Raw genomic sequence first — 24,042 nt, 5'->3', positions numbered from 1 at the left:
ACTAGCTTAAAATATTACTAAGAGGTGATGTTTTATGGCACAAAGAATTACAGACACTATAAAAGATAGTAGTGGAGAAATAACTCATTATATATTAGATAGTGGAGAAAAGCTTGAAAAAGCAGATGGTGTTAATAGAGCAAAAAATGGCGAGATTGAAGGAGTTATAATTGCTCATTCAAGAAAAGGTGAGGAGTACCTAAGAACTAAGCCAGATGGAAATGAAGGAAATAACCTATCTTCATTATAAAATATAAATATTAATCATAGATACCATTAATATTTTAATGGTATCTTTTTATTGTGTAAAATTTGATATTTTAAAAGTTTTTATTTATAATTATGTCTAAATAATGGGAGTAAATATACATTAGATTTTAAAGCAAAGAGGTAAAAAGATGAATTATAATGAAGCAATGAAATACATAACTGAAGTTGGAAATTTTGGGTCGAATTATGGACTAGAGAGAACTTTTAGATTATTAGAACTTTTAGGAAATCCACAAGATAATTTGAAATTAATACATGTTGCAGGCACTAATGGTAAAGGGTCTACCACAGCAATGATAACAAAAATGCTAAATGGATTAGGATATAAAGTTGGTATGTATACTTCACCTTTTCTGGAAGAGTTTGAAGAGAGAATTCAAATAAATGGAGAAAATATTCCTAAAGATGTTTTAGCGGAACTGGTGACTTATATTAAGCCCTATATAGATAAGGTTAAAGAGGAAGGATATGGTCACCCAACTGAATTTGAAATGATTACTGTTTTAATGCTTCTTTATTTTGAAAGAGAGAAGATAGATTTTGGAGTAGTTGAAGTTGGATTAGGTGGAAGATTAGATTCAACTAATGTAATTATCCCTATAGTATCAGTAATTACATCTATTAGCTTTGATCATACTAATTTATTAGGAAATAATCTAAGAGAAATTGCTGGAGAAAAATGTGGGATAATAAAAAGAAATATTCCTACTATAGTATTTCCTCAACAGGAAGAAGTTATGGATGTAGTTATTAAGAAATGCGAAAAAGAAAATTCAAAGTTATATATAGTTAATTTTAATGATGCCGAATTATTAGATATTGTTAAAGGTGATAAAACATTTCAAAAAGTAAAGATAAAAGGCGAAAAAGAGTATATATTAGAATTACCTTTATTAGGAGAGCATCAAATATATAACTTAGCTTTGGCTATAAAGGTTATGGAAGTTGTAGAGAAACAAGGATTTATACATTTAAATAATAAAGCGATTGAGAATAGTGTAAGAGAAGTAATGTGGAAGGGAAGATTAGAAGTATTAAGTAATAATCCCTTAATAGTTATTGATGGAGCACATAATATTCAAGGAATAACTACTTTAAAAAATAATATACAAAAATACTTCAATTATAAAGATGTATATTTGATTTTAGGTATTTTAGCTGATAAAGATGTAGAGATGATGGTTAAAGAGATTACACCATTAGCTAAAAAGGTTTATGCTGTAACTCCACACTCTATAAGAGCTGAATTAGCTCAAGACTTAAGAGATGAAATTATAAAGTATAATGAAAATTGTAAAGCATATGAAGATTATGAAGAAGCATTTAATAATGCTTTAAAAGATGCAAAAGAAAATGATTTAATAATTGCAAGTGGATCATTGTATATGATTGGTGATATGCGAAAATTAATTACTAGAAAATATATTAATAAAAAATAAAAAGCCTGTATTTACTATTATATTAGTATGTAATATACTATGTATAATACATGAGTTGTTAGGAGGAATAAATATGTCAAAACATTTACATATTATGGCTAAAGAAGGTTCTATAGCAGAAACAGTATTGCTACCAGGAGATCCTTTAAGAGCGAAATTTATAGCTGAAAATTTTTTAGAAGATGTAGTTTGTTATAATGAAGTTAGAGGAATGTATGGTTATACAGGAACATATAAAGGTAAAAGAGTATCAGTTCAAGGTACAGGAATGGGATTACCTTCACATTCTATTTATGTAAATGAATTAATACAATTTTATGGTGCTAAGAGATTAATAAGAATAGGTTCAGCTGGATCTTGTAACGATAATGTGAATGTAAGAGATATAGTACTTGCTCAAAGTGCATCAACAAATTCTGGAATTAACAAAAGAAGATTTAATGGTTTAGATTATGCACCAAGTGCTAATTTTCAATTATTATATGAAGCTTATAATATAGCAAAAGCAAAGAATGCAAATGTAAAGGTAGGAAATGTTTTATCAAGTGATTTATTTTATGATGATACAAATCATTTTTCATTAAAGACTTGGGCAGAATATGGTGTATTAGCAGTTGAAATGGAAACTGCAGAGCTTTATACACTTGCTGCAAAATATGGAGTAGAAGCTCTATCTATACTAACAATTTCAGATCATATTTTTAAAGGAGAAGAAACTTCACCAGAAGAAAGACAAAATACTTTCACAGATATGATGGAAATTGCTTTAGAATTAATAAAATAGTATTTTAAAGGAAAAGATTTTTAATCTTTTCTTTTTTTATTTACAAATTATAAAATAAAAGTAATTAATTTAGGTGATTGTACTAGAAAAGATTATTTTATAGGTTAAAATATAACGGTTCTCTTCATGTGAAAATTATAATAGATATAATATGAAGAGGTGTTTTTATGAAAAATGGATTAAAATATATAACATATATAATAGTGATTGCTTGTATAATATTTTTATTTAAACCTAAAATTTTAAAAGCTGTTGGATGGAGCTATAAAGATATATACAATGTTAATATTAAAACAGAAGAAATTGAGAGTATGTATAAGGATTTAGATATACAGTATTTAAGATATGAATGGGCGGAAGAATTAGATATTGATAATGAACCTACAATATTGGTTTATCATCATACAGCAATAAAGAACATATCTCCAGAAGATATAGATAAATTACATAAAAATAAAGGTTGGAAGGGAATTGGATATCATTATTATATAAGGAAAGATGGAACTATTTACAAGGGAAGAGAGGATGAGGCTGAAGGATCTCATGTGAAAGGATATAATAAGAAATCTATAGGTGTTTGCTTAGAGGGAAACTTCGAAGAAGAGTATTTAACAGATGAACAAATAGAAGCGTTAAAGAAGCTTTCAATATATATATGTTTAAAATATAATATAAAGGATATTCTTCCTCATAAAGAGTTAGGAAATACTCTTTGTCCAGGAAAGAATTTTCCATTAGAAGAAATTAAAAATGATATTATAAAAGAGCTTAAAAGTATTAAGTAATAAAGAAAAAAGAGTCGTTTTAAAGCAACTCTTTTTGTATATTAAGCATTTTTCATTGATAATAAAGCTTTAGCTAATTGATCAGGGCAAGAAGTTCCTTTAGAACCACATTGAATTCCTTGTAATTTATCAATTGCATCGTTAACATTCATACCTTTAACTAGTGAAGAAATACCAAGTAAATTTCCAGCACAACCTCTTACGAAATTAACATTTTCAATTTTATCATCTTTTACATCAATATGTATTTCTGTTGAACAAACACCAGAAGTCTTGTAAATATACATTTAAATGCCTCCCCATAATAAGTAATAACAATAATATTATAAATCCTTATACAATAAAAAGAAAGAATCAAAATAAAATTATGTAATATTGAAAAAATGTGCCAAGTTTTATAAAGATGCATATATTAAAAGTACAAGAGGTTTCAACCTAAAGGAGGTGAAATAAGGGTGAACTCTATATTAGTTTGTAACACAGGAGCAGATTCCCTTTCAAGAATTATTTTAAATGATTTGCATTTAGAAAAGATAACATTTAATTTAGGTGAGAAACCTATAGGACCTAATGGAATCGAGGTCTATGATGATGGGTTTATAACTACTAATAGTTACAGTGACTCAATATCATTTTTTGATAAAAAATATCTTAAAGAGATAAAAAATGCAAAAATAGGACCATCGCCTAATGATTTAATAGTATATAAAAAGAAAGTTTATACTATTTGTGGGGAATCAAATTCAGTAGTAGTATATGATATTCTAGAGGATAAAGCATTATATGAAATTGCTACAGGAAGCTGGCCTTATAGCGTAGAAGCTGATATTGAAAAAGGAATAGCATTCATAGCAAATTTTGAAAGTAATGATATTACAGTTATTAATATGGATAATAATAATGTTATAAAAAAGATAGATGCTAATGAGTATCCTACAAAGGTATTGTTATCTAAAGATAAAGAATTTTTGTATGTATGTGAAAGTTACTTAGGTCATGATAAAAGTGGTTTTTTAGATGTGATTTCAGCTAAAACATTAAAAAGTATAAAGAGAATTACTGTAGGTAGTTCCCCTATGGATGTTATAGAGGGGGAGGAAAACATATATGTATCAAATTTTACTGATGGAACAATAAGCGTAATAAATAAGGGCAACATGATTCTTCAAGAAAGTATATATGTTGGAGGAATGCCTAAAGGAATGATTACTCATGAAAATAAAATATTTGTTTCAGATTACTTAAAAGGAAAGATATATGTTATAGAAAATAACAAAATAAATAAAGTCATAGCAATCGAGTCTGAACCCAATGCCATGACTTTGTTTTAATCTTCATCAGAAAATAAACTTTGCATAATTCTAGTATAAATATCTGAAGGATTATCTTTCCATTTGCTGCATAATGCTTTAGCTTGAGATTTTGTTGGAACAGACACCTTCAAGTCGATTAATAGCATCTCATCTTCGAGAGCTTTAAGATTAACAATAAAAGAATCGCTATTTTCTATAGTATAATCGCTATAAATAGTTAATTCCTTTTTTATATTATCAATTACTGAGGAGATATAATTATCAATTATATCTCTTTTTATTGGTGAAATTCGTTGCGTGAAGAACGAAAGCACCTTTTCACCTTTAGTAGTAATCGTTAAAAGCTTTTTATCATTTTTTTCTATATATTTTAGAAACTCAGAAGATAATAGCTCAGTTATATATTGCTGTAAAGTAAAATAATTAATAAAATTATTTTCTAAAATTATTTCAGTTAACTGAGTATTTGATATTGGATGCTTTAATGATTTTATAACATATAAAACTAATAATTTATTTTCTGCTAATTCTGCTGAATTTTCGTACATACTAAACCTCCATTATATAAGGGTCTATTTTATTATAACATAAATTTAGAATTGTGGAATAATATAGGCATTAATATTATAAATAAAGAATATAAATTATTATGGACAAAGGAGGAGTGATATGTTTAGAAAAAGAAAGATTATAATAGCTATATTTTTGATTATTGGAACTATGGTTACATCTATTATAGGAGCAAAATCTATGTTAGTTAATGGTAATCTTGATAAGAAGCCTATTTTTAAAGTGAATACAGATAAAAAGCAAGTGGCATTAACCTTTGATGTTAATTGGGCTGAAAATGAATATCTGTATGACATATTAGATGTACTAAATAAATATAATGTAAAAGCGACATTTTTTGTAATGGGCAAGTGGATTATTTATCCAGAAGGGAATAAAGAAAAGCTAATAAAGATTAATGAGATGGGACATGAAATAGGAAATCATAGTTATGTTCATCCAAGTTTTTCAAAAATTGATGAGACTAGAATGTTAGAGGAATTAACAAAGACAGATAATATTATATACGAAACTATCGGGGTCAAGCCTACGCTATTTAGATTTCCAAGTGGAGATTATAATGATAAAGCATTACAATTTGTTTTAGAAAATGGATATAAATGTATACAGTGGAATTGTGATTCGGTTGACTGGAAGCAATCAGGTAAAGATATTGAATATGAAAGAGTTATGAAAAATGTAAGCGCTGGATCAATAATGCTATTTCATAATAATGCAAAGTATACTCCAAGTAATTTAGATAGAATAATTCCTAAACTCCAAGAAGAAGGATATGAATTTGTTACAGTTGGAGAGCTTACAGATTATGATGAGTACTATATAGATGAAAATGGAGAGCAACATAAAAAATAAATATTAGAAATATATTGAAATTGAAGATAATATTGTATTATAATGGAAATAAATCCTTGTGGGGTAAAAGCAATAAAAAATCAAACTAATTACTAAGGGAGAGAGGGGTAACGATGGATAATTTGATGTTAAATAACAAGATTTATCTTGAAGGAAAAATTGTAAGTGAATTAGAATTCAGTCATGAAATGTATGGAGAGGGATTCTATACTTTTTACATGGAGGTGCCAAGGTTAAGTGATTCTGTAGACTTATTAAATATTACAATATCCGAAAGGCTTATAAGTAATATGAATATATCTGTAGGAAATGAAATAATAGTTTTAGGACAATTAAGATCTTATAATAAGTTTGTTGATGGTTCTAATAAACTGATATTAACTGTGTTTGCTAGAAACATAGAGCCATGTATAGAAAGAAGTAAAAATCCAAATGAAATATTCTTAGATGGATATATATGTAAAGAACCTGTTTACAGAAAAACTCCGTTTGGAAGAGAAATCGCAGATGTTTTATTGGCTGTAAATAGAGCATATAATAAATCAGATTATATTCCAACTATAGCTTGGGGAAGAAACTCAAGATTTTGTCAAACACTTGAAGTTGGAGATAATATAAGGGTATGGGGTAGACTTCAAAGTAGAGAATATCAAAAAAAGGTAAATGATAATGAAGTAATCAAGAAGATTGCATATGAAGTATCTATATCTAAGATGGAAAGAGTTACAGAAGAAACAGAAAATAATAATACTACTACTTCTCCATCTGAAGAAGGTGCTGTATAATTCATTTATATAAAAAAGGAGCTAATAAGCTCCTTTTTTATATTATAAAATATTAACGTAAATCATCTATAAATTTAGTTTTGCTTTTAGTTTTAGCATCTACATTTTTTATTATTTTAGCGGGTGTCCCTGCAACAACAACTCCAGATGGAACATTTTTTGTAACAACAGAACCTGCGGCTACAACAGAACCTTGACCTATTTTGATACCTTCTAGTATAACTGCATTTGCACCTATAAGAACATCATCATCTATAATGCAAGGTTCTTGGCTTGGAGGTTCTAATACTCCGGCGATTATAGCACCAGCTCCTATATGAACTCTCTTACCAATTTTCCCCCTAGCGCCAATAACTGCATTCATATCAACCATGGTATAATCACCTATTTCTGCTCCGATATTAATTATTGCTCCCATCATTATAATCGAGCTTTTACCTATCTTAACACCCTCCCTAATTATAGCTCCAGGTTCAATTCTGGCATTTATTGAAATGATATCTAATAGTGGAATAGCAGAATTTTTTCTATCAGCTTCTAGACGATAATAGTTAATATTCTCTTTGTTATCAATTATAAACTTTGATATGTATTCAAATTCACCGAATAATATATAAAAGTTATTAGAGCCATACCACTCTATATTTTTATCGTTAATATCATTTAGAGAACCATTTATATAAGCTTTTATTGGTGTAGATTTTTTTATGTTTTTTATATATTTGACAATCTCATCATGATCATTAAAGTTATAACTCATAATATCCTTCCTTTCAAGATTTAGATTAAATAAATTAATCGTAATTATTATAATTATAATAAAGAAATAATAAGAATATGATTAAATGAAAATTATTTACTAAAGTATAAGTTTGTAATAAAATTTTTAAGAGGAGTGATTATTATGAAGCTAGAAAAAGGATTAGTTCAGGTATACACAGGAAATGGGAAAGGTAAAACTACAGCATCTATAGGCTTAGGAATAAGAGCATATGGTAACGGATTAAAAGTTATTATGATACAGTTTTTAAAAAGTGGTATTACTGGAGAACTAAATGTTTTAAATAATTTAGGAGAAAATTTTAAAGTTTATAGATTTGAAAAAGAAAAAGATTTTACTTGGAATCTTACTGATGAGCAAAAAGAAGAGTTAAAGAAAGAAATAACAGAGGGATTCGATTTTGCAAAGAAGGTAGTAAAAGAAGATCTGTGTGATATGTTAATTTTAGATGAAGTTATGGCATCTGTTAACGGAGGATATATTAAAGAGGATGATGTGGTAAAATTAATTGAAAACAAGCCAGAGAATATGGAAATTGTTTTAACAGGTAGAAATGTACCTAAATCTATAGCAGATAAAAGTGATTTGATAACAGAAATGAAAGATATAAAACATTACTTTAATAAGGGTGTTCCAGCTCGTAAAGGAATAGAATTTTAAATTAAAAAGAAGAGTTTTAAAACTCTTCTTTTTAATTTCCTGCAGGATTATAGTGCTCGCTAGATACACCTTCTCTCTTTACTGATTTATGCTTTCTATTAGGGTTATGATTATGACCTTCTTCGGTTATTGGAGTTTGATAATTACATTTTTCCATTCTAGCGTATTTATTATCGGGTTGACTATCTTTTGGCATATTAAACCTCCTATAAATTGTTTTACAATTATAGTATGTCTATATGCTATAAATATTATTAATAAAGATGATAAACATTAGTTTAGGCCTTTAATTAAAAATTAAGCATACTTTCCATATCATATAATCCAGGAGATGTAATTTTACTCATATACTCACAAGCTTTTAAAGCTCCAATAGCAAATACTTCCCTTGAAATAGCTTTATGGGTTAATTCAATTACTTCGCCGGTTCCAGCAAAGATTATTTCGTGATCACCCACTATTGAACCACCTCTTATTGCATGTAGAGCTATTTCTTCTTTTTTACGTTTATTTTTACCGTAGCGTCCATAAACAAAATTAGTTTTAGTGTCTATAGAGTTAGATATTGTATTAGCTAGTAATAAAGCTGTTCCACTAGGAGAGTCTACTTTTTGGTTGTGATGCTTTTCTATTATTTCAATATCATAATTATAGTATAAGAGGGGAGTAATTTTCTTTAAAAGTATATTTATTAGATTAATACCGTAAGACATATTAGCTGATTTAAAAATAGGAATAATATCAGCTTTTTCTTTTATCAAATCTAAGTCACTAGAGCTATATCCAGTAGTACATAATATTAATGGCTTTTTTGTTTTTTCGCTTAATAATATTAAGCTTTCTAGAGCTGTTGGTCTAGAAAAATCTAATAATACATCATAGGTGGTATTTATATTTGATAAGGAAGTAAAAACAGGAAATTGAGTATCACAAGGATATTTATCAACACCGGCTATAATATTTAAGTCTGGAAATTGACTTATAACATCTGTTATAACTTTTCCCATTTTTCCACAACATCCATTTAAAAGAATTTGAATCATAAAAACACCCCTTAAATTAAATTATAATTTTCTAAGGTTTTAAATAATTTAATTTTATTTGTATCATCCATTTCATAAAGTGGAAGTCTTAAATTTCCAACATTTTTTGATAATAAGTTAAGAGCTGTTTTAACAGGAATAGGATTGGTTTCTATAAACAGCATATTACAAAGCTCTAAATAGCCTAGTTGTAGTTTTAAAGCTTCATCATAATTTCCATTTAAAAATTCTGATGCAATATTATGAATTACTTTAGGAACTATATTAGCAGCCACTGATATAACACCAAGGCCACCTAATGACATTATAGGAATTATTTGATCGTCATTTCCAGAATAAATATCAATTGAATCACCACAAAGTGCTTTCATTTTAGCAATTTGACTAATATTACCGCTAGCTTCTTTTATAGCAATTACATTATTTAAAGTAGATAACATTAGAAGTTGGTCAGGAGTAATATTCAACCCTGTTCTACTAGGAACATTATATGCAATAATTGGAGTGTTTACAGAATTGTTAATTGCTTCAAAATGCTTTATAAGACCTTTATTATTAGTTTTATTATAGTATGGTGTAATGATAAGTAGGCCATCAACACCAACACTTTCTGCATATTTGCTCATGTTAATGGATTTAGTAGTATCGTTAGTACCTGTACCAGCAATAACTGGTATTCTATTTTTTACTACATCTACTGTGAATTTAATTGTATTTTTCCTTTCTTCTTCTGTCATAGTTGTAGCTTCACCAGTTGTACCACAGATTATTATAGCATCAGTTCCTTCAGAGATATGCCATTCAAGCAATTCTTCAAGTTTATTATAATTAACTCCAGAATCATTAAAAGGAGTAACTATTGCAACTCCAGAACCTTTAAAAATTGACATAATATGACCTCCTATAAATTATTTTATTAATGTTTCAAGGATTTGCACCGCATTTAAAGCAGCACCTTTTCTCAAGTTATCGCCTACAACCCAAAGATTAAGACCATTTTCAATGCTAAAATCTCTTCTGATTCTTCCAACAAAAACATTATCTTCTCCATCTACAATAATAGGCATAGGATATTTTAATGATTCTTTTTCATCATAAACAGTTAACCCACTAGTGTTGTTGAAAATAGTTATTATATCATCTAAATTATAACTATTTAAAAGCTCTACATTTATGCTCTCGCTATGACAGTTTAATACTGGAACTCTAACTGTCGTAGCTGTAATTTTTAAGTCATTATCATGAAGAATTTTTTTTGTTTCATTTATCATTTTTATTTCTTCTTTTGTATATCCATTATCTAAAAATACGTCAATTTGAGGGATACAATTATTAAAAATTTGATAAGGAAATTTAGTAGGGGTTATTCCAGAAGCACCATTTTTTAAATCGTTAATTCCTCCAATTCCTGCGCCAGATACAGCTTGATAAGTTGAATATATAATTCTCTTTAGTCCATAATTATCTTTTAATGCCTTTAGTGGAATCATAGCTTGTATTGTTGAACAATTTGGATTAGCAATTATACCTTTATGGTTTTTTAAATCTTCGGGATTTACTTCTGGAACTACTAGAGGAACATCATCATTCATTCGCCAAGCATTAGAGTTATCGATGACGATAGCACCATATTTAGTGAAAAGTGGAGCAAAGTATAAACTTGCATCACCACCTGCAGAAAAAAGAGCATAATCAATTTTTTTATCTTTTATATTATTTTCACTAGTTTCTTGAACTAAATAGCTATTACCTCTAAATTTAAGATGGGTTCCATTAGACTTTTTTGAAGCGAAAAGGTAAAGCTGATTAATTGGAAAATTTCTTTCTTCTAAAATACTTAGAAATTTTCTTCCAACGTTGCCGGTAGCTCCGACTATTGCAATATTGTACATAAGTTATCCTCCTACAAATAAGTAAAATAAATTTAAATTAAATAATCTTTATTTAGGAATTTTTAATCTAATTAAGTTAATTATTCACCATAGTAACAATATATGAGGGACAACTAAATAAGTTATAAAAATATAGGGGGATAAATATAATGTTGTTGGAGAAAATACATATAACAAATTTATTAAAGGGGAACTAATATGAGTAAAACACCATTAAAAAAAATTATTAAATCAAAATTAAAAAGTAATAAAGAATTAACACCTGAAGAGCTTTTAAGAGAAAAAATAAAATATGAAATAGCAGATGAATTAGGATTAAAGGAGAAAGTTGATGAGTATGGATGGGCAGGTTTAACAGCTGAAGAAACAGGGCGTATTGGAGGTATTATGACTAAAAGAAAGAAAGAATTAAAAATACCTACTAATGATGAGATCTTAGGTAGAAAGTAAATTAAATGTTATTTAGCATAAGAATAAAAAATATGATAAATAGAAGTTTCGGTTATCGTTGACTAAAAGTACTTTTACATATATTATAGTTTGTAGAAAAATATAGCTTTGGGTTAGTTATATTTCTACAAATTTTACCTAAATAAATCACTACAAGTGAGGGGGGATTTTATGGCATATGGTGAATTCGCCAAAATCTACGATGAACTTATAAATGAAGATATAAATTATGATGAAATGGTTAGTAGAATAATTGATATTTGTAAAGAAGAAAATATTAATTTTAATAACTATTTAGATGTAGCTTGCGGAACTGGAAATGTTACTATACGCTTAGCTACAAAATTTAAAGATGTTTTTGCTGTAGATTTATCAGAAGATATGCTACGTGAAGCTTTTGAGAAGTTTAAAGTTAATAAGATAAAAGGTAAAGTAATATGTCAAGATATGACTGAGTTAAGATTAAATAAAAAATTTGATTTAATAACATCAGTTCTGGATTCTACAAATTACATAATTGATGAAGAAGGAATAGTATCTTATTTTCAGTCTATAAATGAGCACCTAAACGATGATGGAATATTTATATTTGATATAAATTCATATTATAAACTATCACAAATATTAGGAAACAATATATATACATATAGTGAAGAAGAAGTTTTCTATACATGGGAAAATACTTTCGAAGATAGTTTGCTTTCAATGTTCTTGACCTTCTTTGTTAAAAATGGAGATTTATATGAAAGATTTGAGGAAGAACATTTAGAAAGAGCTTACAAAGAAGAAGATATTGAAAAATATTTAAAACTTGCAAATTTAGAGATAATAAATAAATTTGATGGATATACTGATTGTAAAGTTAAAGCGGATAGTGAAAGATTAGTGTATGTTGTAAAGAAGAGTAGATAATTTGGAGGGAAGTTAAATGAAAGATACAATTATAACAGCGACAGCTAAAGAAGGAATGGTTAGAATTATTGCAGGGTCAACTACAAATTTAGTTGAAAAAGCACGTGAGATACATGAATGTACACCAGTTGCAGCAGCAGCTTTAGGAAGATTGTTAACTGCAGGTGCTTTACTAGGAAGTACATTAAAATCAGAAAAAGATGTAACTACTCTTAAGATAAATGGTGGAGGAGATGCAGAAGGAGTAGTTGTAACTGCGTATAAAGGTGGTATAGTTAAAGGATATATAGGAAATCCTTATGGAGATTTACCATTAAACTCAAAGAATAAATTAGATGTTGGTGGATATATAGGAAAAAATGGAAATTTAATTGTGATTAAGGATTTAGGATTAAAGGATCCATATGTAGGGCAAGTACCAATATTTTCAGGAGAAATAGCTGAGGATTTAGCTTATTATTTTACAGTTTCAGAACAAACACCTTCTGCTGTAGCGTTAGGAGTTTTAGTTAATACTGATTATTCAATAAAATGTGCTGGTGGTTTTATAGTACAAATGATGCCAGGTGCTGATGATTTATTAGCAGATGTAATAACATATAGATTAGAAGAGATTCCGTCAATAACGACTCTTCTTGATGAAGGTAAAACAATCAAAGAAATAATAGAATATATTTTTGATGGTATGGATCTTAAAATATTAGAAGAAGTTGAACCTGAATTTAAGTGTAACTGTTCAAGAGAAAAAGTTGAAAAGGCATTAATATCTATAGGAGAGAAAGAGCTTAGAGAAATTGCTGAAGAAGGAAAAGATGAAGAGTTAAAATGTCATTTCTGTAATGCTAGCTATGTATTTACAAAAGAAGATATACAAAAATTATTAAATAGTTAATGTTTTACACCACTAAATTGTTATAGTTTAGTGGTGTTTTTTAATAACAAAATATATTCAACTTTTAAGATACTTATACGTATTATATAAAAGAGTAAATTTACAGACATAGTAAGCTGCCTCTATCAATTAACTTGCCTTCATGTAAATAAACTGGAGTAATATCATATTTGTTTAAAAAATGTTTTATTTCTTTTCCATATTTATATTTGTTTAAATTACCAAAAAAGGCTAAAGAGTTATCGGATATTTTTCCACCAACGCCACCAATAAAACCATAATTTAGTCCCGGTAATAATATATCTCCAGGAGGAAGTAGTAAAATATCATAACCTTCAGTTTTTAAAGTATCATATATTCCTTTATCATTTGTTATGATAGCTTTATTTCTAACCGGTAGTATTGAGCATTTAGAATAGCCTTGTTTAACGTTGATGAACTTTTTATTATCCAAGGAAGAGATAAGATTCTTATCTGTATATTTAAAATTATGGATAATATCATCGTCTAATATTGCGGCGTTTAACATGATATTTCCAGGATATTTTTCTGCAAGAGAACTAAAACTTTTTATATAGGTAATATCATATAGTTTAAGTTTTTCAATAAAAGTATCATCAATATCTTTTTGTATAATTATTTTTTTTTCTTTTTTATCAATTATATTTAATTGTATATCTACGTGACCATCAATAGCATCATATAATATTGGATTTTTTGGTACTTCTATAAAGTTTATATTAAGTTTTGATAGCGAATTTTTTTCAGTTGTTGTAGTTCTATAATCAATAAATGCAACCATATAAGCCCACCTTTAATAATTTTAATATAAACGTATATGAAAAATAATAAAAAATCAAGGGTTGTTTACCTAAGATTGATAGTATATAGATAATTTTTTTATACATACTATTATTAAGAAGGGAGTGAAATCTATGATAGTATTGAATTTACGTCGTAATGATGATTTTGATTTCGTAAAAGAGCTACAAGAATTGAGAGACATACTAAAGAAAAAAAACATTACGATAGGGATAGTAGAAAGTTTTGAAGGTGACACTCATTCAGTTAAGGTTATATGTGATGAAAAGTGTTATGACGAAAAAGTTAAAAATACACTTTATTTATATATAAGTAATATATTATATAATATTATACTTGAACAATATAGAAAAAAAGAGATGTTTGACTTTCTAATGGAAAATTACTTTTTTTTAAAGCAAGATGAAATATTAGAAGTTGAAGAGATTATTATGAGCGTTTTAAAAGGGGATTCTACAGTAAATGATGATAGAATGATATATTGTATAAATAAAGTGAATTCTATAATTGAAAAAATAAAAGAATGTTTAGAAGAAAATGAAGAGATTAATATTCAAGGGTTTATAACTTTTAGAATGAAAGAACTAAGGCAAGGGATTGAAGATATAATAGAAAAAGTTGTAGAAGAATACATGGTAGAAAAAGAATATAAGGAATTTGTGAAATTATTAAAATACTTTGTTGATATTCAAGAGAGCAGAATTGATGAAATAAATATTTATATACAAGATGGTGGAGGATATATTATTAAAGATAAATATGGTAATGATATATTTGAAGAATTTATTAAAGAACTTTCAGAGTGTAAGGTAGATACAGAAGCTAATATAGAGGATATTATAATAAGTGGCTTAATTACTAATGCACCTAAAAGTGTAATAATTCATGGGAAAGATAAATGTAATAATAAAGAGTTCATAAATACAATAATTAATGTCTTTGGCGAAAGAGCATATTGTTGTAAAGGATGCAGTGAGTGCAAAATAGTTAAGACAAAAATCTAGTTATGTTATTATTAAGAAAAATATAGTTTCTAATTTTTAGATTTAGGAATTATTAAAATAGATTATTTTAAGGCGACTAGGATAGTCGCCTTTATTATATTACTAATAAAATTTTATACAGTACTATGAAAATAAATGTAAAGATGGTAAAATACATGGAGGACAAATATTACTACCCAACAAATAAAAATAATATATGTAGAGCAAAATAATAAAAGTAGTTAAAATGAAACCTACGAGGTGAGGATATGCAATTTAATTTAAGAAAAAGTAATAAACTTAAAGGAGTACAGATTTTAGCATTAGGTTTCTTAGTAGTGATATTAATAGGTGCTATAATTTTAACGTTACCGATATCATCTGCTACTAGACAATATACTAATTTTTTAGATGCACTATTTACATCAACATCAGCTGTTTGCGTAACAGGGTTAGTAACGCTAGATACTGGAACTCATTGGAGTATGTTTGGTCAAACAATTATTATGCTTTTAATTGAAATCGGTGGCTTAGGATTTATGTCTTTTACAACACTGATAGCAATTATATTAGGTAAAAAAATAACATTAAGAGATAGGTTGATATTACAAGATGCTATGAATACATTTAATATTCAGGGACTTGTAAAGATGGTTCAATATGTATTAACATTTACTATAACTGTTCAACTATCAGGGGCACTTTTATTTTCAACACAGTTTATTCCTAAATATGGAATAGGTAAAGGGATGTTCTATAGTTTATTCCATTCTATTTCAGCTTTTTGTAATGCTGGATTTGACTTGTTTGGTAACTTTTCAAGCTTAACAAGTTATAGTAGTAATTGGGTAGTTATATTAGTAGCTAGTGCTCTAATTATTATTGGGGGTATTGGTTTTGCTGTTTGGATTGAAGTATATAACTTTAAAAGTATGAAAAAACTTTCTATACATTCTAAAATGGTTATTTTAGTTACTGCTATTTTGGTTGTAGGAGGAACAATACTTATGTTTATTTTCGAACATAATAATCCAAATACATTGGCAAATATGAATATAGGAGATAAGCTTGTAAATTCATTTTTTGCAGCTGTAACTCCAAGAACTGCAGGATTTAATTCTATTTCTACAGATGGAATGACAAATGCAGGTAATTTATTAACAATTATACTTATGTTTATAGGTGGATCTCCAGGATCAACAGCTGGAGGAATTAAAACAACTACAATAGGAGTATTAATAGTAACTGTTATTTGTGTTATTAGAGGTCGTGAGGATGCAGAAGCATTTAAAAAAAGATTTCCTAAAGAGTTAGTATATAAGGCTTTTACATTATTTTTTATAGGTGGAGTTTTAGTGATGAGTGCTACTATGCTTTTATCATATACAGAACAAGGAGCATCATTCCTTTCACTTTTATATGAAACTACATCAGCTTTTGCAACAGTAGGATTAACTGTAGGATTAACTCAACAGCTTACTGAAGTAGGTAAGGTTTTAATAATGATAATGATGTATTTAGGTAGAGTTGGCCCATTAACAGTAGTTCTATCATTAATGAGAAACAAAAAAAATAATGGTGTAAAATATCCAGAAGGAAAAATTCTAATAGGTTAGGAGAGTAATTATGTCAAAAAATAAACAATTCGTAGTTATAGGGTTAGGGAGATTTGGAGAGTCTGTTGCAAAGACACTTTATGGATTAGGCCATGATGTATTAGCTATAGATATGGATGAAGATATGGTTCAAGAGATTTCAGACTCTGTAACACATGCAGTACAAATGGATGCAACTGATGAGTCAGCTCTTAGAACGTTAGGGCTAAGAAATTTTGACGTTGCAGTAGTAACAATAGGTTCAAATATACAAGCTAGTGTTATGGTAACACTTCTAGTTAAAGATCTAGGAGTTAAATATATAATAGCAAAAGGACAAAGTGATTTACATGCTAAGGTATTATATAAAATAGGTGCAGATAGAGTAGTATTACCAGAAAAGGATATGGGAGTGAGAGTAGCTCATAATCTTGTATCTGCAAGTATTTTAGATTATATAGAACTTTCACCTGATTATAGTATAATGGAAATGAAAGCTTTAGAAGAGTGGAATGGAAAGAATCTTACAGAGTTAAAGCTTAGAAGTAGGTATGGAATTAACGTAATGGCTATAAAGAAAGATGATGATATAAATATTTCTCCAAGTGCTGATGAAGTTATTTCTTCAGATGATATAATAGTAGCTATTGGATCAGCAGAAGACTTAGCTAAAATAGAAGAAATTATGGCTAAACAAAAATAGAGGTGTATAAGTTGATATCAATAGAAAGTAAAGAAAATGCTTTTTTTAAATTAGCTAAAAAGTTAAAAGATAGAAAAGGTAGAAGTAAAGAACAAAAATATATAATCGAAGGTTTTAGGTTGATACAAGAAGCATTTAAAGCAGGATGCAAAGTAGATTCTATTGTTGTAAATAATGATGGTGCAAAGAAAATAAATCAATATTTAGAACAGTATATAGACTGCGTAAAAGTATATTTAATGGAAGATAGCCTTTTTTCGCAGCTTACTTCAACTGAGAATCCACAAGGTATAATTGCATTATTAGAAATTGAAGATAACAGAGAAAATTTAAATGGTGATTTTTATCTTCTATGCGATAAAGTTCAAGATCCTGGTAATTTAGGAACTATAATTAGAACTGCTCATGCAGCAGGAGTAACTGGAATAATATTAACAAAAGGTACTGTAGATATATATAACGATAAGGTTATTAGATCTACTATGGGTTCTATATTTTATGTTCCAATAATACATGATAATGATTTAACTTTTTTAAAAGGACTAAAAGATGATGGATTTAGCTTAGTTGCTACATCTCTTCAAGAATCTAAGGATTTCTTTAGAGAGGACTTAAGTGGAAAGATAATTCTTTCAGTAGGAAATGAAGGAAATGGTATCAGTGATGAAATATTTGAAATGGCAGATATCAAAGTGAAAATACCAATGCCAGGTGGAGCAGAGTCATTAAATGTAGCTATAGCAACATCAATAATTTTATTTGAAAGAGTTAGACAAAATATATCAAATAAATAAATTTACATAAAACTATTGAAAATATTGTCTTTTAGATGTATAATCAGTTGTAATTTAATATAAAAATACTATGATTGAGAGAGTAGATATAAAGACTTTTTCAGGGAGAAAAGGTCATGACTGTAAGCCTTTTTATTAGAATTTATATTGAAGTTCGCTCAGGAGTACTAGCTGTGAAACAAAGTAGTAGCTAGCGGTTTTTGCCGTTATTAAAATTAAGTTGGATATTTGTTTTATAATAAATATCAATTAGGGTGGTAACGCGGATATTCCGTCCCTTTGTAGGGGGCTGAATATCCTTTTTTTATTGAAAAAAATACCATAATTTAATTCGTTAGAAGGGAGAATACAAATGCAAGAAAAATTATTAGCAATTAAAGAAGCTGCTTTTGATGAAATATCTGCTGCAGAAAATAGTGGAGCATTAGAAGAAATAAGAGTTAAATACCTTGGGAAAAAAGGGGAACTTACTACTATTCTTAGAAGTATGGGAGCTTTATCAAAAGAAGAAAGACCAGTAGTTGGGAAGTTAGTTAATGAAGCTAAAAATGAAGTAGAAGAAAGATTAGAAGAGGTTAGCAAAAAGATTAAAGAAAAAGAAAAGAATGCTAAACTTGCTAGTGAAGTTATAGATATATCGTTACCTGGTAAAAGAAATGTTATAGGGAAAAGACACCCATTAGATTTAACATTAGAAAGTATGAAAGAAATATTTATTTCAATGGGATTTACTGTAGAAGAAGGTCCAGAAGTTGAATTAGATCATTACAACTTTGAAGCATTAAATATACCTAAAGACCATCCAGCGAGAAGTGAACAAGATACTTTTTATATAAACGATAATATAGTACTTAGAACTCAAACTTCTCCAGTTCAAATTAGAACTATGGAAAAACAAGAACCTCCTATAAAGATGATATCTCCAGGGAAGGTTTATAGATCAGATGCTGTAGATGCTACTCACTCACCAATATTCTATCAAATGGAAGGTTTAGTAATTGATAAGGGAGTTACTTTTGCAGATTTAAAAGGAACTTTAGAATTATTTGCTAAAAAGATGTTTGGAGATAAGGTAGTAACTAAATTTAGACCACATCACTTCCCATTTACAGAGCCATCAGCAGAAATGGATGCAACTTGTTTTGTATGTGGTGGTGAAGGTTGTAGAGTATGTAAAGGAAGCGGATGGATTGAAATACTAGGATGTGGAATGGTTCATCCTGAAGTATTAAGAAATTGCGGAGTAGACCCAGAAGTTTATAGTGGATTTGCCTTCGGATTTGGTGTAGATAGAATGGTTATGCTTAAATACGGAATAGATGATATCAGATTATTATACGAAAGTGATATGAGATTTTTAAATCAATTTTAATTAGGAGGTAAAGTGAGATGAAAGTACCATATAATTGGTTAAAAGATTATGCAGAAGTAAATGTAGATGCAGTTACATTAGGTGATAAATTAACTCTTTCAGGTTCAGCTGTAGAAGAGGTTATTATACAAGGTGACAATATAAAAAATGTTGTGACGGGTAAAATTACTAAGATTGAAAAGCATCCAGACGCTGATAGATTAAGTGTATGTCAAGTAAATATTGGGGCTGAAGAAGAAATACAAATAGTTACAGCAGCAACTAATATGAAAGAAGATGATGTAGTTCCAGTTGCTCTTCATAAATCAATTTTAGCTGATGGAACTGAAATTAAAAAAGGTAAGATGAGAGGTGTAGTATCTAACGGAATGTTCTGTTCTGAAGAAGAATTAGGAATTGCTGGAGATGAACCAGTTCATGGATTAATGATATTACCACAAGATGCACCTCTTGGAATGGATATAAAAGAATATTTAGGATTAAATAAAGCTATATTAGATTTTGAAATTACTTCAAATAGACCTGACTGTTTAAGTATAGTTGGTATGGCTAGAGAAACAGCAGCAACGTTAAGAACTTCTTATAAGATGCCAAATATGAGCTATGAAGTTAAGTCATCAGCTAATATTAATGATGAATTAAAAGTTGAAGTTAGAGATGATTTATGTAGAAGATACATGGCTAGAGGTGTTAAAAATGTAAAGGTAATGCCATCGCCAGGTTGGATGCAAGAAAGACTTTTAGAAGCAGGGGTTAGACCTATTAATAACATAGTTGATATAACTAATTTTGTTATGTTAGAGATTGGTCAACCAATGCACGCTTTTGATGCTAGACAAATAGAAAGCGGTAAAATAGTTGTTGAAAAAGCTAAAGATGGAGAAAAGTTCACTACTTTAGATGAAGTTGAAAGAGAATTAACTTCAGATTTCTTAATGATTAAAGATGGAGAAAAGTCTGTTGCTATAGCTGGAATTATGGGTGGATTAAACTCAGAAATTCAAGATGATACAACAGAAGTTATTTTTGAATCAGCAAACTTTGAAGGAACTAATATAAGAGTTAGCTCTAAGAAGTTAAACTTAAGATCTGAAAGTTCTTCAAGATTTGATAAAGATATAGATCCAAACTTAGCTAAACTTGCAATAGATAGAGCTTGTGCACTTATTTGCGAACTAGGTTGCGGAAAAGTTATGGAAGGAACTATAGATGTTTATAATCAAGTTAAAGAAGAAGGTTCTATAACTGTAGACTCAGCTTGGATTAATAAGTTCTTAGGAACAGAGATATCTAAGGAAGAAATGAAAGAAGCTTTAGATTCTCTAGATTTAAAAACAGAGATTAACGGTGAAATGTTAGTAATAACTATACCAACATTTAGAATAGATATAGCTATAAAAGAAGATATTGCTGAAGAAGTAGCAAGAATTTATGGATATGATAAGATTCCAACAACAGTATTTAAGGTATCAACTGAGAGAGAACCTAAATATAAGAATGAATTACTAACTGATAAAGTTGTAGATATAATGATTGGTAGTGGTGTAAATCAATCTATTAGCTACTCATTTGTATCACCTAAGGTATTTGATAAAGTTAATATACCTGAAGATAGTGAACTTAGAAATGTTGTAAAGATAAAGAATCCATTAGGTGAAGATTACAGTGTAATGAGAACTACTACTTTACCATCAATAATGGAATGTTTAGCTAGAAACTACTCTAGAAATAATGATTATGTTAGATTATTTGAAATAGGAAGAGTATATATTCCTAATGAAGTAGAAACTGAGCTACCAACAGAAAAGAATATTTTAACTATAGGTATATATGGAGATTGCGATTACCTTGATCTTAAAGGTATAGTTGAAAATGTAATCGAAGGATTAGGGATAGATAAAGCTAAATATGCTCGTGAAAGTGAAAATCCAAGCTACCATCCAGGAAAAACTGCTGCATTAATGGTTAGAAATAAGAAAGCAGGAGTATTTGGAGAAGTTCACCCAGATGTAACTGAAAATTATGGTATAGATGTAGATTGTTATGTTGCAGAATTAGATTTAGATATGTTATTCCAAGCAGCAACAACTGTAAAGGCATATAAACCATTACCAAAGTTCCCAGCTGTAACTAGAGATATTGCACTTTTATGTGATGACTCTATATTAGTTGCAGATATAGAAGATTGTATAAGAAGAGCTGGTGGAAACTTAGTAGAGAAAGTACAATTATTTGATATCTATAAGGGAGCACAAATACCAGAAGGTAAAAAGTCAATTGCTTACGCTATAGCTTACAGAGATGAAAAGAAAACTTTAGAAGATAAAGATATATCTAAAGTTCACGATAAAATTCTAAAAGCATTAGAACACAAACTAGGAGCTGTGTTAAGATAAGTAAGCCTCCAAATCTTAGATTTGGCAAGGCGAACTTACTCCTTCGACCTAAGGAGAAGGAGTTTCTCATAAAAAATTAAATCACAGATTTAGCTAGTGAAAGTTATACAGAGTATAAATGACGATCCAAATCTTGAAGTTGGATATCGGAATTTATGCATAGCTAAGTAAGCCTCCAAATCTTAGATTTGGCAAGGTGAACTTACTCCTACGAACGTATGTGAGTAGGAGTTTCCTTTTAACTTAAAAACAAAGTAGTAATTCGCTTTTGAATTACTACTTTATTTTTATAAAATATTTATTTAAAACTTTATAAGGGTGATAAGATTCTTTTGATTTTTGCAAACCTTCATGACCACAATCTTCTTCTCTATTTACGTAGATAGTATCACTAAAGCTTGTTTTTAAAAATTCATTATTAATAAAAGCATATACACCACGATAGTTTGCATTACATTTTTCGATATGGATTATTGCTGAATCTTTAAATTTTTCTCCAATTGAAAAACCAACTAACTTGTTATCAACATATAATGCTATAGATTTCAAAGATAAATCATCAAGTGAATATAAAATATTTTTTACAGCTATAGGTTCTATCAATAGCTCTTTAGAGCAAATACATTTTTTATTTTCCCATTTATTTAGAAGATCTAAGCAGTCTTCAATAATTTTTTCATTATTAATAGACGAATAATTGTAGTTGTATAAATTAATAAAATTATTGTAATGATTTCTTTTTTTATGATACTTCTTCCCTTTAAGGTTTATCAAATCACTAGTAAGATAGATATATTCAAATGATTTTTTATTTTCAAGTATTTCTAAGTCATAATTGTTTTTTAGTAGCTCAATATGATCACTATCAATATCACCTAATAGATATTGATAATTTTCATAGTTTGATTTTAAATAATCTAAAGTTTTATATAATGATTCTACATTTTTATAATAAGGCATCATGAAGAAAAAGCCTTTTTCATCATCATATTTTTGAATTACTAAGGTATCGTAAATAGTAGTTAAATTAGTTTTACAAAGGTCTTTCCATAAATATAGTGAATTAAAAGAATATTCATATGAAGATGTATTTATAAAATTAGAATAGTAGTTTATCAAGTTTTTATCTTTATAAGAAATTGGATGTAAATCTAACAAAACTGTCCTCTCCTTTGTGAAAAAATATATATAGTTTATAATATTTTTTTAGAAAAGAGATGGTGATAATTATAATGATATTTAGAAAGATAAATAGAAACTTGTAATTATATATGAATATATGTAAAATATAAAAGAAAAACTATTAAGTATTAATTAATAAATTTCTATTATGAAGAAATAGACATTAAGGAGTAGACAATGAGTAGTATAAATAATAAAGTTTTAGAAGAAAAAATTGGACAACTTAAAAAAGCTATTGAGATAGTTGGTGGACAAGAAGAAATAATAGATAAGTGGAGTAATAATGACAAAATAATGAATTATATTATTACTAAACTTTTTGAAGAAGGTAAAGTAACATTTAATGTTTGTAATAAAGAATACTCTATAAATGAATTATTAGGTATAAAATTAGATTATGAGAAATATTTCTTAAAAAATAAAAATAAAACTATTGAGAATATAATTTATAAGATTAAAAAGTATGATACTAGTCTTGATTCATTAATAAGAAAATATAAAAAGACAAGAGGAATTGAAGAATATAATAAAATGTTCTCTACATTAGAAAAGACGTATAGAAGAGATATTAATATGATAATTTTAAGAGAAGTTGATAATGTTGCAGTAGAAGCATTGTTTGCTGGTGAAGAAGAAAAGTACTATGGGGAATACTTAAATCAAAAAAAGAAAGCATTACTAGATGGAGTTATCAGTAAGATGGGAATAGTTTAATTAATAATTAAGAATTAGTAAACAAGAATTTATTTATAAAAGTCAGCGAAAGC

26 protein-coding genes, 1 pseudogene and 1 other annotated feature are annotated in these 24,042 nt (G+C 28.0%); of the genes and pseudogenes, 18 read left to right on the top strand and 9 right to left on the bottom strand.

The genetic code is table 11. The annotated features are described in order from the left end of the window. The first annotated feature begins 34 nt into the window (after window positions 1-34). The 4 genes from LQE93_RS00705 to LQE93_RS00690 all read left to right on the top strand — a co-directional run bounded on the left by LQE93_RS00705 (window position 35) and on the right by LQE93_RS00690 (window position 3,278). Window positions 35-250, top strand: coding sequence for a DUF3892 domain-containing protein (locus LQE93_RS00705; RefSeq protein ID WP_055265983.1), 216 nt, complete (start codon window positions 35-37; stop codon window positions 248-250). 148 nt (window positions 251-398) lie between these two features. Next, a complete protein-coding gene (locus LQE93_RS00700) occupies window positions 399-1,709 on the top strand; it encodes a bifunctional folylpolyglutamate synthase/dihydrofolate synthase (RefSeq protein ID WP_231071628.1) in 1,311 nt (436 codons plus the stop codon). Window positions 1,710-1,782: 73 nt separating this feature from the next. Further along, window positions 1,783-2,493: a purine-nucleoside phosphorylase gene (gene deoD / locus LQE93_RS00695; protein WP_055265979.1), complete on the top strand. Its 711-nt coding sequence runs from the start codon at window positions 1,783-1,785 to the stop codon at window positions 2,491-2,493. 167 nt (window positions 2,494-2,660) lie between these two features. Next, window positions 2,661-3,278 (top strand): peptidoglycan recognition protein family protein, encoded by a 618-nt coding sequence (locus tag LQE93_RS00690; RefSeq protein ID WP_070205677.1) that lies wholly within the window; start codon window positions 2,661-2,663, stop codon window positions 3,276-3,278. A 41-nt stretch (window positions 3,279-3,319) separates the two neighbouring features. Here LQE93_RS00690 and LQE93_RS00685 read toward each other — a convergent pair whose 3' ends face one another. After that, complete coding sequence (locus LQE93_RS00685) at window positions 3,320-3,565, bottom strand: TIGR03905 family TSCPD domain-containing protein (RefSeq protein WP_055265978.1); 246 nt, start codon at window positions 3,563-3,565, stop codon at window positions 3,320-3,322. Between the two features lie 168 nt (window positions 3,566-3,733). On the opposite strand from LQE93_RS00685, the gene LQE93_RS00680 reads away from it, so the two are divergent. After that, on the top strand, window positions 3,734-4,609 hold the full coding sequence (locus LQE93_RS00680) for a YncE family protein (protein WP_055265976.1): 876 nt from the start codon (window positions 3,734-3,736) through the stop codon (window positions 4,607-4,609). On the opposite strand, the gene LQE93_RS00675 is transcribed toward LQE93_RS00680, so the two are convergent. After that, complete coding sequence (locus tag LQE93_RS00675; protein WP_055265975.1) at window positions 4,606-5,139, bottom strand: DUF4364 family protein; 534 nt, start codon at window positions 5,137-5,139, stop codon at window positions 4,606-4,608. The genes LQE93_RS00680 and LQE93_RS00675 overlap by 4 nt on opposite strands. A gap of 121 nt (window positions 5,140-5,260) precedes the next feature. Between LQE93_RS00675 and LQE93_RS00670 the strand changes: the two genes are divergently transcribed. Together LQE93_RS00670 and LQE93_RS00665 are read left to right on the top strand one after the other, a co-directional pair. After that, window positions 5,261-6,013, top strand: coding sequence for a polysaccharide deacetylase family protein (locus LQE93_RS00670; RefSeq protein WP_055265974.1), 753 nt, complete (start codon window positions 5,261-5,263; stop codon window positions 6,011-6,013). Window positions 6,014-6,126: 113 nt separating this feature from the next. Continuing rightward, entirely contained in the window at window positions 6,127-6,798 is a 672-nt protein-coding gene (locus tag LQE93_RS00665; protein ID WP_055265973.1) for a single-stranded DNA-binding protein, read from the top strand. A 52-nt stretch (window positions 6,799-6,850) separates the two neighbouring features. Here LQE93_RS00665 and dapD read toward each other — a convergent pair whose 3' ends face one another. Beyond that, window positions 6,851-7,558: a 2,3,4,5-tetrahydropyridine-2,6-dicarboxylate N-acetyltransferase gene (gene dapD, locus LQE93_RS00660; RefSeq protein WP_055265971.1), complete on the bottom strand. Its 708-nt coding sequence runs from the start codon at window positions 7,556-7,558 to the stop codon at window positions 6,851-6,853. Window positions 7,559-7,699: 141 nt separating this feature from the next. On the opposite strand from dapD, the gene LQE93_RS00655 reads away from it, so the two are divergent. Next, window positions 7,700-8,239: a cob(I)yrinic acid a,c-diamide adenosyltransferase gene (locus LQE93_RS00655; RefSeq protein WP_055266002.1), complete on the top strand. Its 540-nt coding sequence runs from the start codon at window positions 7,700-7,702 to the stop codon at window positions 8,237-8,239. A gap of 31 nt (window positions 8,240-8,270) precedes the next feature. Here LQE93_RS00655 and LQE93_RS00650 read toward each other — a convergent pair whose 3' ends face one another. From LQE93_RS00650 to LQE93_RS00635, 4 genes are all read right to left on the bottom strand, one after another. Further along, window positions 8,271-8,435, bottom strand: a complete 165-nt coding sequence (locus LQE93_RS00650; protein ID WP_172675756.1) for a hypothetical protein — start codon at window positions 8,433-8,435, stop codon at window positions 8,271-8,273. A 94-nt stretch (window positions 8,436-8,529) separates the two neighbouring features. Next, window positions 8,530-9,282 (bottom strand): 4-hydroxy-tetrahydrodipicolinate reductase, encoded by a 753-nt coding sequence (gene dapB, locus LQE93_RS00645; RefSeq protein WP_055265969.1) that lies wholly within the window; start codon window positions 9,280-9,282, stop codon window positions 8,530-8,532. A gap of 11 nt (window positions 9,283-9,293) precedes the next feature. Next, window positions 9,294-10,172, bottom strand: coding sequence for a 4-hydroxy-tetrahydrodipicolinate synthase (dapA, locus tag LQE93_RS00640; protein ID WP_055265968.1), 879 nt, complete (start codon window positions 10,170-10,172; stop codon window positions 9,294-9,296). An 18-nt stretch (window positions 10,173-10,190) separates the two neighbouring features. Then, complete coding sequence (locus LQE93_RS00635; protein WP_055265964.1) at window positions 10,191-11,174, bottom strand: aspartate-semialdehyde dehydrogenase; 984 nt, start codon at window positions 11,172-11,174, stop codon at window positions 10,191-10,193. A 198-nt stretch (window positions 11,175-11,372) separates the two neighbouring features. Here LQE93_RS00635 and LQE93_RS00630 point away from each other — a divergent pair, with 198 nt between their 5' ends. The 3 genes and pseudogenes from LQE93_RS00630 to hslO all read left to right on the top strand — a co-directional run bounded on the left by LQE93_RS00630 (window position 11,373) and on the right by hslO (window position 13,428). Further along, complete coding sequence (locus LQE93_RS00630; protein ID WP_055265962.1) at window positions 11,373-11,624, top strand: small, acid-soluble spore protein, alpha/beta type; 252 nt, start codon at window positions 11,373-11,375, stop codon at window positions 11,622-11,624. 138 nt (window positions 11,625-11,762) lie between these two features. Further along, a pseudogene (locus LQE93_RS00625) lies at window positions 11,763-12,536 on the top strand (class I SAM-dependent DNA methyltransferase); the annotation flags it as partial. Between the two features lie 16 nt (window positions 12,537-12,552). Then, window positions 12,553-13,428, top strand: a complete 876-nt coding sequence (gene hslO, locus LQE93_RS00620) for an Hsp33 family molecular chaperone HslO (RefSeq protein WP_055265959.1) — start codon at window positions 12,553-12,555, stop codon at window positions 13,426-13,428. 100 nt (window positions 13,429-13,528) lie between these two features. Here the strand turns inward: hslO and LQE93_RS00615 are convergent, their stop codons facing one another. Beyond that, the gene (locus tag LQE93_RS00615) at window positions 13,529-14,230 is read right to left on the bottom strand and encodes a DUF6873 family GME fold protein (RefSeq protein ID WP_055265958.1); all 702 of its coding nucleotides are present in this window, start codon (window positions 14,228-14,230) and stop codon (window positions 13,529-13,531) included. A 133-nt stretch (window positions 14,231-14,363) separates the two neighbouring features. Here LQE93_RS00615 and ytxC point away from each other — a divergent pair, with 133 nt between their 5' ends. The 6 genes from ytxC to pheT all read left to right on the top strand — a co-directional run bounded on the left by ytxC (window position 14,364) and on the right by pheT (window position 22,093). After that, window positions 14,364-15,254: a putative sporulation protein YtxC gene (gene ytxC, locus LQE93_RS00610; protein WP_231071626.1), complete on the top strand. Its 891-nt coding sequence runs from the start codon at window positions 14,364-14,366 to the stop codon at window positions 15,252-15,254. Between the two features lie 248 nt (window positions 15,255-15,502). Then, entirely contained in the window at window positions 15,503-16,849 is a 1,347-nt protein-coding gene (locus tag LQE93_RS00605; protein WP_055265956.1) for a TrkH family potassium uptake protein, read from the top strand. Between the two features lie 10 nt (window positions 16,850-16,859). Continuing rightward, window positions 16,860-17,531 (top strand): potassium channel family protein, encoded by a 672-nt coding sequence (locus LQE93_RS00600; protein WP_055265954.1) that lies wholly within the window; start codon window positions 16,860-16,862, stop codon window positions 17,529-17,531. Window positions 17,532-17,542: 11 nt separating this feature from the next. Continuing rightward, window positions 17,543-18,325, top strand: a complete 783-nt coding sequence (locus LQE93_RS00595; protein ID WP_055265952.1) for a TrmH family RNA methyltransferase — start codon at window positions 17,543-17,545, stop codon at window positions 18,323-18,325. 61 nt (window positions 18,326-18,386) lie between these two features. After that, window positions 18,387-18,607: a binding site (T-box leader), on the top strand. 70 nt (window positions 18,608-18,677) lie between these two features. Next, window positions 18,678-19,697, top strand: a complete 1,020-nt coding sequence (gene pheS / locus LQE93_RS00590) for a phenylalanine--tRNA ligase subunit alpha (RefSeq protein ID WP_055265949.1) — start codon at window positions 18,678-18,680, stop codon at window positions 19,695-19,697. A gap of 17 nt (window positions 19,698-19,714) precedes the next feature. Beyond that, window positions 19,715-22,093 carry a phenylalanine--tRNA ligase subunit beta gene (pheT, locus tag LQE93_RS00585; protein WP_055265947.1) on the top strand — a complete coding sequence of 793 codons (2,379 nt, stop codon included), beginning with the start codon at window positions 19,715-19,717 and terminating at the stop codon, window positions 22,091-22,093. Window positions 22,094-22,369: 276 nt separating this feature from the next. Here pheT and LQE93_RS00580 read toward each other — a convergent pair whose 3' ends face one another. Next, window positions 22,370-23,251 carry a DUF2156 domain-containing protein gene (locus LQE93_RS00580; RefSeq protein ID WP_055265946.1) on the bottom strand — a complete coding sequence of 294 codons (882 nt, stop codon included), beginning with the start codon at window positions 23,249-23,251 and terminating at the stop codon, window positions 22,370-22,372. Between the two features lie 201 nt (window positions 23,252-23,452). Here LQE93_RS00580 and LQE93_RS00575 point away from each other — a divergent pair, with 201 nt between their 5' ends. Continuing rightward, window positions 23,453-23,989, top strand: coding sequence for a hypothetical protein (locus tag LQE93_RS00575; protein WP_055265944.1), 537 nt, complete (start codon window positions 23,453-23,455; stop codon window positions 23,987-23,989). Window positions 23,990-24,042: the final 53 nt, after the last annotated feature.

Source organism: Clostridium sp. NSJ-145 (assembly GCF_021044725.1).
Classification (GTDB): Bacteria; Bacillota; Clostridia; order Clostridiales; family Clostridiaceae; genus Clostridium; species Clostridium disporicum_B.
Note: the sequence above shows the minus strand (reverse complement) of the source record. Positions and strands in the feature narration are given on the sequence as shown.

What these genes read in the sequence shown, in the direction of transcription:
- LQE93_RS00700 (WP_231071628.1), top strand. Translation starts at nt 399, where the DNA reads ATGAATTATAATGAAGCAATGAAATACATAACTGAAGTTGGAAATTTT.
- pheT (WP_055265947.1), top strand. Translation starts at nt 19,715, where the DNA reads ATGAAAGTACCATATAATTGGTTAAAAGATTATGCAGAAGTAAATGTA.
- deoD (WP_055265979.1), top strand. Translation starts at nt 1,783, where the DNA reads ATGTCAAAACATTTACATATTATGGCTAAAGAAGGTTCTATAGCAGAA.
- dapD (WP_055265971.1), bottom strand. Translation starts at nt 7,558, where the DNA reads ATGAGTTATAACTTTAATGATCATGATGAGATTGTCAAATATATAAAA.
- LQE93_RS00675 (WP_055265975.1), bottom strand. Translation starts at nt 5,139, where the DNA reads ATGTACGAAAATTCAGCAGAATTAGCAGAAAATAAATTATTAGTTTTA.
- LQE93_RS00630 (WP_055265962.1), top strand. Translation starts at nt 11,373, where the DNA reads ATGAGTAAAACACCATTAAAAAAAATTATTAAATCAAAATTAAAAAGT.
- ytxC (WP_231071626.1), top strand. Translation starts at nt 14,364, where the DNA reads ATGATAGTATTGAATTTACGTCGTAATGATGATTTTGATTTCGTAAAA.
- dapA (WP_055265968.1), bottom strand. Translation starts at nt 10,172, where the DNA reads ATGTCAATTTTTAAAGGTTCTGGAGTTGCAATAGTTACTCCTTTTAAT.
- LQE93_RS00600 (WP_055265954.1), top strand. Translation starts at nt 16,860, where the DNA reads ATGTCAAAAAATAAACAATTCGTAGTTATAGGGTTAGGGAGATTTGGA.
- hslO (WP_055265959.1), top strand. Translation starts at nt 12,553, where the DNA reads ATGAAAGATACAATTATAACAGCGACAGCTAAAGAAGGAATGGTTAGA.
- pheS (WP_055265949.1), top strand. Translation starts at nt 18,678, where the DNA reads ATGCAAGAAAAATTATTAGCAATTAAAGAAGCTGCTTTTGATGAAATA.
- LQE93_RS00690 (WP_070205677.1), top strand. Translation starts at nt 2,661, where the DNA reads ATGAAAAATGGATTAAAATATATAACATATATAATAGTGATTGCTTGT.
- LQE93_RS00685 (WP_055265978.1), bottom strand. Translation starts at nt 3,565, where the DNA reads ATGTATATTTACAAGACTTCTGGTGTTTGTTCAACAGAAATACATATT.
- dapB (WP_055265969.1), bottom strand. Translation starts at nt 9,282, where the DNA reads ATGATTCAAATTCTTTTAAATGGATGTTGTGGAAAAATGGGAAAAGTT.
- LQE93_RS00670 (WP_055265974.1), top strand. Translation starts at nt 5,261, where the DNA reads ATGTTTAGAAAAAGAAAGATTATAATAGCTATATTTTTGATTATTGGA.
- LQE93_RS00635 (WP_055265964.1), bottom strand. Translation starts at nt 11,174, where the DNA reads ATGTACAATATTGCAATAGTCGGAGCTACCGGCAACGTTGGAAGAAAA.
- LQE93_RS00615 (WP_055265958.1), bottom strand. Translation starts at nt 14,230, where the DNA reads ATGGTTGCATTTATTGATTATAGAACTACAACAACTGAAAAAAATTCG.
- LQE93_RS00705 (WP_055265983.1), top strand. Translation starts at nt 35, where the DNA reads ATGGCACAAAGAATTACAGACACTATAAAAGATAGTAGTGGAGAAATA.
- LQE93_RS00665 (WP_055265973.1), top strand. Translation starts at nt 6,127, where the DNA reads ATGGATAATTTGATGTTAAATAACAAGATTTATCTTGAAGGAAAAATT.
- LQE93_RS00650 (WP_172675756.1), bottom strand. Translation starts at nt 8,435, where the DNA reads ATGCCAAAAGATAGTCAACCCGATAATAAATACGCTAGAATGGAAAAA.
- LQE93_RS00575 (WP_055265944.1), top strand. Translation starts at nt 23,453, where the DNA reads ATGAGTAGTATAAATAATAAAGTTTTAGAAGAAAAAATTGGACAACTT.
- LQE93_RS00605 (WP_055265956.1), top strand. Translation starts at nt 15,503, where the DNA reads ATGCAATTTAATTTAAGAAAAAGTAATAAACTTAAAGGAGTACAGATT.